Source organism: Xanthomonas sp. NCPPB 1132, assembly GCF_056629235.1.
In genome coordinates, this window is the sequence record NZ_CM152819.1 from 2,627,740 (window position 1) to 2,640,183 (window position 12,444).

General features: G+C 69.6%; 10 protein-coding genes. 6 read left to right on the forward strand and 4 right to left on the reverse strand.

Features of this window, described 5'->3' with window-relative positions:
- The 3 genes from AC1G9L_RS11165 to AC1G9L_RS11175 all read left to right on the forward strand — a co-directional run bounded on the left by AC1G9L_RS11165 (position 1) and on the right by AC1G9L_RS11175 (position 3,484).
- Positions 1-1,149, forward strand: a complete 1,149-nt coding sequence (locus AC1G9L_RS11165; protein ID WP_481069064.1) for a glycosyltransferase family 4 protein — start codon at positions 1-3, stop codon at positions 1,147-1,149.
- Positions 1,146-2,282, forward strand: coding sequence for a glycosyltransferase family 4 protein (locus AC1G9L_RS11170; RefSeq protein WP_481069066.1), 1,137 nt, complete (start codon positions 1,146-1,148; stop codon positions 2,280-2,282). Before AC1G9L_RS11165 ends, AC1G9L_RS11170 begins: the two co-directional genes overlap by 4 nt.
- Before the next feature lie 179 nt (positions 2,283-2,461).
- A complete protein-coding gene (locus AC1G9L_RS11175) occupies positions 2,462-3,484 on the forward strand; it encodes an IS5 family transposase (protein WP_019798968.1) in 1,023 nt (340 codons plus the stop codon).
- A gap of 174 nt (positions 3,485-3,658) precedes the next feature.
- On the opposite strand, the gene AC1G9L_RS11180 is transcribed toward AC1G9L_RS11175, so the two are convergent.
- Positions 3,659-4,942 carry a nucleotidyltransferase family protein gene (locus AC1G9L_RS11180; protein WP_481069068.1) on the reverse strand — a complete coding sequence of 428 codons (1,284 nt, stop codon included), beginning with the start codon at positions 4,940-4,942 and terminating at the stop codon, positions 3,659-3,661.
- Complete coding sequence (locus tag AC1G9L_RS11185; RefSeq protein ID WP_481071100.1) at positions 4,939-6,507, reverse strand: B12-binding domain-containing radical SAM protein; 1,569 nt, start codon at positions 6,505-6,507, stop codon at positions 4,939-4,941. The genes AC1G9L_RS11180 and AC1G9L_RS11185 overlap by 4 nt, the downstream gene beginning before the upstream one ends.
- Positions 6,508-6,631: 124 nt before the next feature.
- Between AC1G9L_RS11185 and AC1G9L_RS11190 the strand changes: the two genes are divergently transcribed.
- The 3 genes from AC1G9L_RS11190 to AC1G9L_RS11200 all read left to right on the forward strand — a co-directional run bounded on the left by AC1G9L_RS11190 (position 6,632) and on the right by AC1G9L_RS11200 (position 10,356).
- On the forward strand, positions 6,632-7,693 hold the full coding sequence (locus tag AC1G9L_RS11190; protein ID WP_481069070.1) for a phosphoenolpyruvate carboxykinase (ATP): 1,062 nt from the start codon (positions 6,632-6,634) through the stop codon (positions 7,691-7,693).
- Between the two features lie 51 nt (positions 7,694-7,744).
- Positions 7,745-9,466: an ATP-binding cassette domain-containing protein gene (locus AC1G9L_RS11195; RefSeq protein ID WP_481069072.1), complete on the forward strand. Its 1,722-nt coding sequence runs from the start codon at positions 7,745-7,747 to the stop codon at positions 9,464-9,466.
- A gap of 191 nt (positions 9,467-9,657) precedes the next feature.
- Complete coding sequence (locus tag AC1G9L_RS11200) at positions 9,658-10,356, forward strand: TraX family protein (protein ID WP_481071102.1); 699 nt, start codon at positions 9,658-9,660, stop codon at positions 10,354-10,356.
- 196 nt (positions 10,357-10,552) lie between these two features.
- On the opposite strand, the gene AC1G9L_RS11205 is transcribed toward AC1G9L_RS11200, so the two are convergent.
- Positions 10,553-10,834 (reverse strand): hypothetical protein, encoded by a 282-nt coding sequence (locus tag AC1G9L_RS11205; RefSeq protein ID WP_019799474.1) that lies wholly within the window; start codon positions 10,832-10,834, stop codon positions 10,553-10,555.
- A gap of 272 nt (positions 10,835-11,106) precedes the next feature.
- Complete coding sequence (locus AC1G9L_RS11210; protein WP_019799475.1) at positions 11,107-12,387, reverse strand: phospholipase D-like domain-containing protein; 1,281 nt, start codon at positions 12,385-12,387, stop codon at positions 11,107-11,109.
- Between the last annotated feature and the right edge of the window lie 57 nt (positions 12,388-12,444).

A 12,444-nucleotide genomic window follows, 5' to 3' on the forward strand; every position in this document is an offset into this window, starting at 1 on the left:
ATGGCCGGCAACGTTGCCCGCGCCGTGCATGCCGTGCAGCTCAACTTCGTGCCGCTGCCGGATGGAGTGACGCCGGAGCAGGCGTTCGCGCTGTGGCCGTCGCTGGCCGACATCGCCGAGGCGGTAGCCAGCGTCGGCACACGGGTCTCGGTGATCCAGACCGCCGCAGTCGATGCGCAACTGCGGCGCAACGGCGTCGACTATCACTTCCTGCGCCGTGCCGAGGCCGGACGCCGGCGCCATCTGCGCCGCATCGCCGCGTTGCTGGCCGAGCTCGACGCCGACGTGGTGCACGTGCATGGCCTGCAGTTCGCGCGCGAGGCGGCGATGCTGGCGCGCTGGCGACCGTCGCGGCCGATCCTGCTGCAGGACCACGCCAACCGCCCGCCGCGCTGGTGGCGGCGACCGCAGTGGCGGCGCTGGTACGCGGCCGCCAGCGGCATCGCCTTCACCTCGCTGGACCTTGCGCGTGGCTTCGTCGGCGCAGGGCTGTTCGCCGGGTCCACGCGCCTGTTCGCCATTCCCGAATCCAGTTGTCGCTTCAGCCCCGGCGAGCGCACTCAGGCGCGCCGCGACAGCGGACTGCACGGCGCGCCCTGCGTGCTGTGGGTCGGCCATCTGAGCGAGGGCAAGGATCCGCTCACCGTGCTCGACGGCGTGGCCATCGCTAGTGCGACCCAGCCAGGGCTGCAGTTGTTCTGCGCGTTCGGCGATGCGCCGCTGTTGCCGGCGGTGCAACAGCGCATCCAGGCCGATCCGCGGCTCACCGGCCGCGTGCACCTGCTGGGCCGGGTGGAGCACGCGCAGATCCAGACCCTGATGCGCGCAGCCGACCTGTTCGTGTCCGCCAGCCTGGCCGAGAGCTGCGGCTACGCCGCGCTGGAGGCCTATGCCTGCGGCGCGGTGCCGGTGCTGACCGACATCCCGGCGTTCCGCGCGCTCAGCGACGGCGGCCGGATTGGCGCGCTTTGGCCATGCGGCGACGCCGAACGCCTGGCGGCCGCATTGGTGCAGGCGTCGCGCGACGGGCCATCGCGGGCGCTGGTGCGCGCGCATTTCGATGCGCAGCTGTCGTTCGCAGCGGTCGGGCGGCACTGGGCGCGCGCCTATGCGCAACTGCTCGACGCCGCATCGCGGAGCACGGCATGAAGCTGGCGTTGGTGGTGCCGGGCGGCGTCGACCGCAGCGGCGAGTACCGGGTGATCCCGGCGTTTCTGAGCCTGATCGAGCGGCTGGCGCGCGCGCACGACCTACATGTGTTCGTGCTGCACCAGGAGCCTTTGCCGGCGCAATGGGATCTGCTGGGGGCGCGTATTCACAACATCGGCGCGGTGCGCACGCGCTGGCGCGCGATCGCGGCGATCCGCGCCGAACACCGCCGCGCGCCGTTCGACTTGGTGCAGTCGCTGTTCTCCGGCCACTGCAGCCTGATTGCGGTGGCGGCGGCGCGCTGGCTGCGACGGCCGAGCCTGGTGCACATCGCCGGCGGCGAACTCGTCGCGCTGCACGCGATCGGTTACGGCGGCCGACGCAAATGGCAGGGGCGGCTGCGCGAGGCGCTGGTGTTGCGCCTGGCGAGCGCGGTGACCGCGGCCAGCGCGCCCATTCTCGACAGCCTGCGTGCGCTGGGCATCGCCGCCGAACGCGTGCCGTTGGGCGTGGACCTGCGCGCCTGGCCGCCACGCGCGCCGCGTGCGCGCGGCGACGGGCCGGCGCGGCTGCTGCACGTGGCCAGCCTCAATCCGGTCAAGGACCAGACGACCCTGCTGCGCGCCCTCGCGGCGCTGGCCCGCGCCAGGGTCGACTTCCACATCGACCTGGTCGGGGTGGACACCCTCGACGGCGCGATGCAGCGTTTGGTGGCCACGCTGGGGCTGAGCGAGCGGGTGCGTTTCCTCGGCTTCAAGACCCAGCGCGACCTGAGGCCGCTGGTGGAAGCGGCGGATCTGCTGGTGCTCTCATCGTTGCACGAAGCCGGGCCGCTGGTCTTGCTGGAAGCCGCGGTGGCCGGGGTACCGACGGTAGGCACCGCGGTCGGGCATCTGCAGGAGTGGGCGCCATCGGCGGCGCTGGCGGTACCGGTGGGCGACTGGGCCGGGCTGGCCGATGCGCTGCGTCAGGTGCTCAGCGACGACGAACTGCGCCTGCGCCTGGCCTGGGCGGCGCAATGCCGCGCCGTGCGGGAAGACGCCGACTGCAGCGTGCGTGGCTTCACTGCGTTGTACCAGCGCCTGTGTGCTCCGCGCAGCGAGGACGGCCGGCGCGTGGCGCAGGATGGCTGACGCGCAGTGTGGCATTGGGACAACGCGCTTTCGCGACAATCGCGTTGTATCGGCTCGTCTTGTAGGAGCGGCTTCAGCCGCGACAGCCATTCGAGCTGACGCGTGTCGCGGCTGAAGGGCACCTCTAAAAACCCCACCTTTGGCATCATTGGTCTGGAGAACACGCCGAGGACGCCACGATGATCAGCCTGTTTGCCGGCCACGAACGCGAAGCCAAGCGGCAGCAGATCGGCGATCCTCTGGCTCTGCTGTCACGGCATATCGACTTTGCCGGGATTGCTCACGCCGTAGACGCGAAGCTGTCCTTGGGTACCGGCAAGCGCGGCGGCCGTCCGGCTTGGCCGACGCAGATGATGATCAAGCTGCTGCTGTTGCAGCAGTTGTACAACCTCTCCGACGATGCGCTGGAGTATCAGGTGCTGGATCGGCGCAGCTTCCAGCAATTCCTTGGACTGGAACACAGCGGCAAGGTGCCCGACGCCAAGACGATCTGGGTGTGGCGCGAACGGCTCAAGACCAAGGATCTGATGGGCGACATCAGCACGGCGATCGGTGAGCAATTGCAACGTGCTGGGTTCATTGCCCGCGGCGGTCAGATCATCGACGCCAGCATCGTCAGCGCTCCGATCCAGCGCAACACGCGCGAGGAGAACGCGCAGATCAAGCAGGGCGATGACGTCGGCCAGGACTGGAGTGATGCCAAGCGTGCGCAGAAAGACGTGCAGGCACGCTGGACCAGGAAGCATGGGGTGACGTTCTACGGCTACAAGCTGCACGCCAGCACGGACCGCCGCTGGGGTTTCATCCGCCGCTACGACGTGAGCGCGGCCAACGTGCACGACAGCCGCCACTTCGAGCAGGTGCTGGACCCGGACAACACCGGCCGCACGGTATGGGCCGATAGCGGGTATGCCGATGCAGCGCGAGAAGCAGACCTGAAAAAGCGTGGTTACCGCCCCGCGATCCAACATCAAGGGCAGGCACGCAAGCCCTTGAGCGAGGCAGCAAAGCGCCGGAACCGTCGCATTGCCAAGGATCGGGTGTTCGGCGAGCACCCGTTTGCGCGCTTGGCCCAACAAGGCGGCAAGTTCGTACGCTGCATCGGCTTGGCGCGGGCAAAGGTGGTGATCGGGCTGAAGGTCGCCAGCCATAACGTGATGCGGCTGGCACGGCTACAGGAGCGGGCCATGGTGCCGGCGTGATCGGCTGAGGTGGCCGAGCGGCCACCTCAGCCTCCCAACCACCACGATCAGGCGCCGCTCTGGTGCCGTTGCGACAGATGCTGCCCCTGGCTCCAGGTCGTGGCAGGTTGTTCGAGGTGCCCTGAAGCCGCTCCTACAACGGCAGTTCACGGCGCTGTCCAGTGACAGCGTGCGTCAGTCCGACGAAGCCGCGTAACCCTGCAGCGCCGTCCGCACCGCATACAGCGTGTCCATTCGCGGTACCGGATGCAGCAGCCGCTGCAGCACACGGCGCCGCTGCGGCAGGCGCACCCAGTCCTGGCCCTGCAGCCACAGCTGGGTACGGATCATCTCGGCCCGTTCATGCCGGCTTTCCGCAGAGGGCTGCAGGCGCTGGCGCAGATAGTCCAGCACCTCGCCGCCCGAACGCGCCCATTCGATGCCCGGCAGCGCCGGCAGCCACAGTTGCGAGCACGACGCCGCGGTCAGGTCCAATCCGCGCACGCGCAGCCGCAGCAGCGGCGGGCACTGCGCACGCAGTTGCTGCAGGACCGCCGATGGAATCGCAGTGCGGTAGTAGCGCAGCATCAACCGCAGCGGTGGCCACGCCCACCAGGCATCGGCGCCGATCAGCACCTGCCAGTCGCTGACGCGCATGTGCGGCGCCAGCAGGGCCAGGTCGTGCAGGTGCATCAGCCGCAGGCTGCGGCTGCACAGTCCGCCGGCCGCGTGCAGCAGCAGGTGGCGCATCAGCGCGCCGTTGCTCGGGTAGGGGTTCAAGCCGGGCTTGCCGTCGCGCGGCAGCAGCTCGGTGCCGAGATCGGCAGTGCGCAATGGCAGGCGTTCCTGGATGCGCACGTGCAGTTCGATGTTGATCGGCGTGTCGCGGTGCTCGCCCAGGCCGCCAACCGCCTGTGCCTGTGCCGGTCGGAAGGTCTGGTGCTTCCACTGCGCGAACTCGGCCACATAGCCCAGCGCGCCCAGCAGCGTCGCGGCGCGCTCGGCGTCCTCGGGGCGCACCAGCAGGTCGATGTCCGCCATCGGCCGATCGCCGGGCCGATACAGGCGCAGCGCATGCAGCGCCGCCCCCTTCAGCGGCACGATCGCCAGGCCGGCAGTCTGCGCCAGGGCATCGATCCGCTGCAGCAGGGCGGCGATGCGCTGGTAGCGCTGCGCCACATGCTCGCGCTGTCCGTCAAGGAACGCGCGCCAGGCCCGGTCCGGCCACTGCGTGCGCTGGCTCAACAGTGGCGCCACGCCGTGCGCGACCGCCGCTGCCGCCGCCAGTTGCCAATGCAGTCCGTGCCACGCCGGCATCGGCGCGCCTGGGCGCGCCAACTCGTGCGCCAATGCCTCGGTTGCCAGGCGCAGGCCCCGACCGATGCGCCGCAACGGCAGGTGCGCCGGCGTGGCCGCGGATGCCGTTGCCGGAAGATCGGCCGCCACGGCCGGAGACGCCGGCGTCGCCAGGTCGTTCATGCGCGTTGCACCAACGGGATGCGCCGGCTGCCGGCGGCCGCGACTGCCTTGGCCGACGGCGCGGGCGGTGGCTCGGTCCGATGCTGCGCCTCGCGTGCGATCAGCGCGTCCCAATCCGCTTCCAGCGTCGCCCGGTCCTGCGCATGCACCGGTGCCGGACACGCATCCTCGCGACATTGCAGCTCCACCTGCCGGTGCAGCAGGTCGCGCACCTGGCGGTAGAACGCCGAGTCGTAGGCGCCGCGGAACATCATCGCCAGGTCGTCGCTGTCCTGCCAATGCGTCTTGCGCCCGAGCTGGTCCTTCACCTGCTGGTAGAACACGGTGCCGGGCAGCGGGTAGGACACGCTGACGCCGATGTCGTCCGGGCGCGCCTGCGCCACCAGCCGACGCGTGGCAAGGATGTCGTCCAGTTGCTCGTCCAGGTAGCCCAACTGCAGGAAGAAGCCGACGCGGATGCCCTGCGCGCCCAGCCGCTGGCGTGCGGCGATCACGCCCTCCACATCGGTGCCCTTGGTCATCTTGTCGAGGATGCGCTGGCTGCCGGTCTCCGCGCCGATCCAGGCTTCGCGGCAGCCGGCCCGTGCCAGGGCCGCGGCCATGCGCTCGCTGCACAGGTCGGCGCGGGTCTGGATCGTGAAAGGCACGGCACCATCGGCGGCGGCCAGTGCGTCGGCGAAGTCCTCCACCCAGTCGACGTGGAAGCCGAAGATGTCGTCGGCCATCCACACATGGTCGGGCGCGAAGCTGCGCTTGAGCTGGATCATCTCCGCGGCCACGTCCTGCGCCTCGCGACGCTTGTAGTGATTGCCCCAGATTGGCTTGGCGCACCAGTTGCAGCGAAACGGGCAACCGCGCGAGGCGGCCATGTTCAGGCTGAAATGGCCGTGCCGCTGCTGCCAGAACGCGCGATAGCGCGCGATGTCGAGCATGTCCCAGGCGGCGGTGACCGACAGCCGCGGATCCGGCGGCCGCGCGCCGATCTGCGCGCGCCGGAGTTGCGGCGCCACAGCGCTGGCCACCTCGGCGATGCCGGCCACCCAGTGCGCCGGCGCGATGTCCGGTTCCGCCTGCAGGCGCGCCACCAGTTCCAGCAAGGCCGCGATGCCTTCGCCGATCAGCACCGCGTCGGCACCGGCGGCAAGAAACGCGTCCGGGTGATCCGACGCATCGGAGCCGGCGACGATCACCCGGCTGCCGCTGGCGCGCGCCTCGGCGATCATCCGGCACGCGGCCTCGCGCATCCGGCTCAGGCACATCTTGGTGAGAAAGTTGAAGTTGTCCTCGTAGAACACCACCAGGTCCGGCCGCTGCGCGCGGACGGCGTGGTCGTAGTCCTCCACGCCCTCGGCCAGCATCGCGTCGAACAGCGTCACCGCGTGCCCGTGTTGGCGCAGCAGCGCCGCTACCTGCAGCGTGGCCAGCGGTGGGTAAGGTTTTCCACGCTCCCATTGCTTGGGGTCGTAGCGCAGGAAGTAGGCGTGGCTGACCTGGATCTTGAGCATCGGCGAAAGGTCTCGTTCGGCGCCGCGGGGGAGGGCGCATGCAGCGATGGCCGCGCGCAGGTGGCCGTGGCGGTAGGTGCCGGGGCTGTGCCGTTTGGTTGCGCGAAAGACCGGCGTTCGCCCGCGCAACCTTTGGCCACGGCAGGCGCACCCACGCTGCATCCATTCAAGCGATCTTTTTCCGATGCAGCGATCGACCGCGCGTGTTCTGGACGTGGGACCAGGCGACCACGCCGCACCTGTCGGCGCCGCTGACGGCGCGTGCGATCCGTTCCACACGCAACTGCGCCGCCCGCACACGCTCAGCAAGCAACTGCTCGGCGGCCGCTTCCACTTCGAGAGCAACAGCCCGGCCCTGCTGGTGCTGGTGGAAGCCGCCTTCGGCGCGGTGCCGGCGCACCGCCTGCCGGAGAGTGCGGCGTTCCGCATCGAGCTGACCCTGGTGGACCGCGGCGAGGCCCCGTACGCGCTGGCGGTGGAGCCGCCGCCGGTGCGGACCCATTCCGGCGCCGGCGTCCTGAGTGGGGTGATCGATGCGCACAACTACGTGGTGCTGGTGCCTGAGCAGGGCAGGGCGCTGGTGGTGGTGTCCGAGGACATGCTCGCCCACGCCTACCACGTGCGTTACGAACTGATCGAATTCGCCGTGTTCGTGCTCGCCGCGCGCGGCATGCAGCTGGTGCCGCTGCACGGCGCCTGCGTCGGTCGCGACGGCCGTGGCGTGCTGCTGCTCGGTGGCAGCGGCGCCGGCAAATCCACCCTGGCCCTGCACAGCCTGCTGCGCGGACTGGAGTTCCTCGCCGAGGACGCCCTGTTCGTCGCCCCGCAATCCCTGCTCGCCACCGGCATCGGCAACTTCCTGCACCTGCGGCCGGAACTGCTGCGCCTGCTCGACCCGCACACCCGCGCCTGGATCGCCGCGGCGCCGATGATTCGCCGGCGCAGCGGTGCGCTCAAGCACGAGGTGGACATCCGTCACGGCGAGGGGCGCCTGGCACAGGCACCGTTGCGGCTGGTCGCCGCCGTGTTCGTCTCGGCCACCATCGCGGCCGATCCGCAGCGACTGCTGCAGCCCGTGCCCGACGCCGACGTGGCGACGCGCCTGGCTGCGGACCAACCCTATGCCGCGGGCCAGCCGCACTGGCCGTTGTTCGCCCGCCAGTTGCAGCGGCTGGGCGTGTACGAGCTGCAGCGCGGCCCACATCCGGAGGCCTCGGTCGATGCGCTGCAGACGCTGCTGGCCTGACGATCCGCGTCGCGCGACGAAGGCGGCGATGCGCACCGCTGGGGCGTGCCGATGAGCGCGCGCCCGGATCCGGTCTCGCACTTGCTGCGCGCCTTCATCGCCGTGCTTGGCCGTAGCGAGCGCCTGCGCATCGCCTGGTACGTGCTGCTGTCGCTGCTCGGCGCGCTCGCCGGCGCGCTCGCCGCGGTCGCGCTGGTGCCGTTGGTGCAACCGGGCCACGTGCTGACCCTGGCCGGGCACGCCTTGCCGCTGCCGAACGGCTTCCTCGCGCAGACCCTGCTGTTCGTCGCCGCCAGCAGTGGCTTCGCCCTGCTGCGCTGGTGGGGCACGCGGCTGGCCGCGGACCTGGCCAGCCGTCACGCGCTGGACCTGCGCAGGCAGGTGCATGCGCGCCTGCTGCAGGCGCCGCTACCGGCGCTGGCCGATGCCAGCTCGGCGGAAATCGCCAACCTGCTCACCTACAACGTCGAGATCGTGGTGCAGGGCTTCAGCGCGCTGCTGCAGTTGCTGGTGGCGGCGATCACCGCGGCGGTGAGCCTGGCCGCCGCGTTCCTGGTCTCGCCCATGCTGGTGCTGGCGCTGCCGCCGCTGCTGGCGCTGGGCGTGCTCGCCTTCCGCATCGCCGGCCACGAACAGGCACGGGTCAGCCGCCAGTACGTCGCCGACATGACCCGGCTGTTCTGGCTCAGCGAGGACTTCCCGCGGCGCCTGCGCCACTTGCGCTCCTTCGCACGCGAGGCGCGCGAGCAGGAAGCCTACGAGGCGATCGCCGGCCGGCTGGCGCATGGCTATGCGCGGCAGCAGGCGCTGGTGGCCTCCGGTCGCTTGGTGCTGGAACTGGCGGCGGTGGCCGCCATCGCCGCGATCATGCTGCTGGCCGGGGTGTGGCATGGCATCGACCGCGGCGCGCTGATCACCGTCGGCCTGCTGCTGGGGCGGCTGCTGCCGTACCTGGTCTCGACCCGACAGAGCGTGCAGCAACTGCGTTCGGCCGCGCCGGCGCTGGAACTGTGGCAGCGCTACGTCGCGCTCGGCACGCCATCCCCGGCGTTGCAGGGCACGGGAGCGGCGCCGCCCCCTGCAGCGACCGTGGCGACATCGCCGTCGCCGATCCAGATCGAACGCATCGGTCTGGCGCCGCCGCTGGCCGCGGTGGCTTTGACCGACCTGGTGCTGGCACCAGGCACGCTGACCCTGATCAGTGGCCCGTCCGGGGTCGGCAAGAGCAGCCTGATGGACGCCCTGGCCGGCATGGTCGCGCCCCCACAGTTCGTGGCCCACTGCGACGGCAGCGCGCTCGACTTCGCCAGCTATCGCGCCGAACTGCAACCCCTGGCCTACGTCGCCCAGGGCGTGCGGCCCTGGCAGCACACGGTACGTCAGTGCCTGGCCTGGGCCGCACCGACCGCAAGCGAGGCGGCGATGTGGGAGGCCCTGCGCGACGTCGGCCTGGCCACGCGCCTGCAGGGCGGCACCGGCCTGGACACCGCCGTGCATGGCACTGGTGCGCGCCTGTCCGGCGGCGAACTGCAGCGGCTGTTGCTGGCCCAGGTGCTGCTGCGCCGACCGCGCGTGGCCCTGCTCGACGAAGCCACCAGTGCCCTCGACGCCGTCGCCGAACAGCAGGTGCTGAGCATGCTGCGGCGCCGCCTGCCGCAGACGGCGCTGGTGGCGGTTTCGCATCGGCTTGGCCTGTCTGCCATCGCTGACCAATGCGTGATGGTGCAACGCGGGACCGTGGCGCCGCTGCTGCTCGCCGACCGCGCGTCCTGAGTCGTTCGGGAGCCGCCTGTGCGGTCTACACCGGCGCGGCGGGATCTTGCTTTTTTTCCATCTGCACGCCCGACCGGCTACAGTGCGCGGCTTGGTTCGCAGCGCCTCGCCTTGCGCCCGATCCGGCGAAGGGAGTGGGTGAGGGCGGAAGGTGCAATGCGATCGCCAATAGCGAGCCTCGAATCGACATGATGACCAGCGGAGCCCGTGAACTGCTGAAGTGGATCGCCCTGGTCCTGATGACCGGCGACCATGTCGCCAAGGTGTTTTACGGCGGTTATGTCCCGGTGGTGTCCGAACTGGGTCGCACCGCCTTCCCGGTGTTCGCCGTCGTCCTGGCCTACAACCTCGCGCAGCCCGGGGTGGACGCACTCAAATCGTTTCGCCGGCTGCTGCTATGGGGCATCCTGGCGCAACCTGCGCACGGTCTGGCCTTCGGCTACTGGGCGCCATTCAACGTCCTGCTGAGTTTCGCCCTGGCCAGCGCTGCTATCTGGAGCATCCAGCAGCGGCAGTGGGTGCTGCTGGGCATGTGCAGCGTCGTCGCACCGTTTCTGGTGGATTACCAGTGGTTCGGCCTGGCGCTGGTGCTGTCGTCGTGGTGGCTGTTCCGTTTCTCAATCGAAGCGCGAAGTGCAACATCCGCGGCGATTGTGCCGGCTGCTACGAGGCCGTGGAACGGACGGAGTCTGCGCCTGGTCCTGGTCGCCGCCGGCTTCGGCCTGTTGTGCTGGTACAACCGCAACGGCTGGGCACTGCTCGCGATTCCGTTGCTCGTAGCGCTTGCGCCGCGCAACGTCCGGGTCCCGCGTATGCGCTGGGCGTTCTACGGATACTATCTGGGACATTTGGTGGTGCTGGCGGTCATGACGAAGCTGTTGCCGTCGTAGAAGTCGGGAAATCGGTGGACTTACTTGCCGGCTACCGCCGTTGGCACGACACCGAAAGAATGGCCATCGTCCGACCCAATCCCAGTCATCCACCGGACGATTGGACGTTCGTCAAGCGCACAAGAACAAGGCCCCGCAAATGCGGGGCCTTGTTCTTACGTAAACGATACGACGCATAGCACCACGTAGGTCGAACTCACCCCTGCGGAAGATCGCACTTCATCTTTCCATCCACGTAGTACGGCTTGGGCACGTCCGGATTCTGGCTGGTCTTCTCGAACACCACCTCGAACGAGTTGGGGTCCGGCTTGCCCTTGCGTTCGGTGCAGGCGTCCTGCAACTTCTTCTTGACCGCGGCGATGCCGGCGTCGCGGTTGGCACCGTCGGCGCTGTTGGTGAGATTGGCGACCTCAGCGAGGGCGGGTGCGGCGAGGCCCAGCAAGCTTCCTGCGAACACGAGTGCGTGCAGCTTCTTCATGGCGTCTCCTTGTGTGTGGGTGTCCGTACGCAATTGGAGGCGTGCGTCGCGGCGCATGCGGCAATGCATGGCGCAACGGGCGCCTTCCAGCGCGGGGCTAGGATAGGGAGCGCTGGTTAAGACTTCGTAGCGATCGGCGCGCGAGACCCTCGCAGCAGCATCCGGCAGGTCAACGCAGCGCATTGACGCGGCGCCGTGTCTTCGGGCCGAGCGCATGCTTTGACACGCGCCGGCCCACCCATGGATGCACACGTCGCAGGACGACTCAGCGACTACTCGGTCCGCGGTGCCTCGTAGCTCTGGCCAGGCTGCAGCGTCGTCACGTAAGGGCCATTCCAGTCGCGGTCGAAGATGCGCGTCAAGGTCTCGGCCGGTCCCTTGCCCTTGACGAATACCGAGGCGTCCACCGCCGTGTTGAAGTAGCTCCATTCCCAGTTGCCGGTGCCGATGACGCTGCTGCGGTCGTCGGCGACCGCGTACTTGGCATGCTCGACCCGCGCATACGGAATGAAGCCCTGCGGCGCCGGCGGCAGGCGGCTGAACTTCACCGTGATGTTGGGCAGCGCAGCCAGGCTCTTCAGGTACGCCTGCATCGGTTCGCGCAGCGCCCGGTCGGCGACGATGATGTGCACTTGCACGCCACGTGCGGCGGCGTCGCGGATGGCGCCATCGACCGGCGCCCACCAGCCCTTGGGCCCGAAGCTGCGGATCGCCGAGAGCGTCATCACCTGGATGCGCAGCGCATGCTGGCTGGCGCGGATCATCTCGACCAGCGCCGGCTCCTCGGCGCTGACCCAGGCCGGCTGCAGCGCCGGCGGGCTGAAGGCGGGGAAGGCGACCAGCGGCGCGTCGCTGCCGGCATCCAGCAGCACAGGATCGGCGGCGGTGACCGGTGCGAAGTCCGGCGGCTGCACGCCGCGCGCCTGCGCCTTGGCCAGATTGCCTTCGTCGGCCAGGCGCCAGTTGTAGTCGAAACTGGCGGCGAAGGTCTTGGCGAAGCGCGCGTCATCGATGCGCGCGCCGATCTCATGGATCTGCTCCAGCGCCCGCCAATCCCAGTTCTGGCTGCCGACGAACACGCTGGCATCGTCGACGATCATGTATTTGGCGTGCAGCACGCCGCCGGTCAGCGTATCGACCGGCAGCACCCGCACGGTGATACCCGGCACCTTGCCCAGCCAGGCGACGCTGTCCGGGTTCTTGGCCAGGAAGGTATGGTCGACCAGCAGGTGCACCGCCACCCCGGCACGGGCGCGGGCCGCCAGCGCGTCCAGCACTGGGGTCAGTCCTGTGCCGGGCTTCTCGGAGATATAGAACGCGGCGATGTCGATGCGCCGCCTGGCACCGTTGATCATCGCCAGCCAGGTCTGCTGGGTGCGCGGCACCCCGGGCTCGCCGTAGACGCTGGCCTCGGGCACGCTCTCGACGATCTGGAAATGTGAGGGCTGCGGCCGGGCCTCGGCGCCGGTGCCTGCAGACAGCAGCAGGCAGGTCAGGGCGGCGGACAGGAAGCGGCGCGCGGGATGCGCGCTGGCGATGGAAGCGAGAAGCACGTTGGGTGTCCTTGCGGGAGCGTGGGAAGTGGATGCCGGCGGCGATGCGCGTGCATG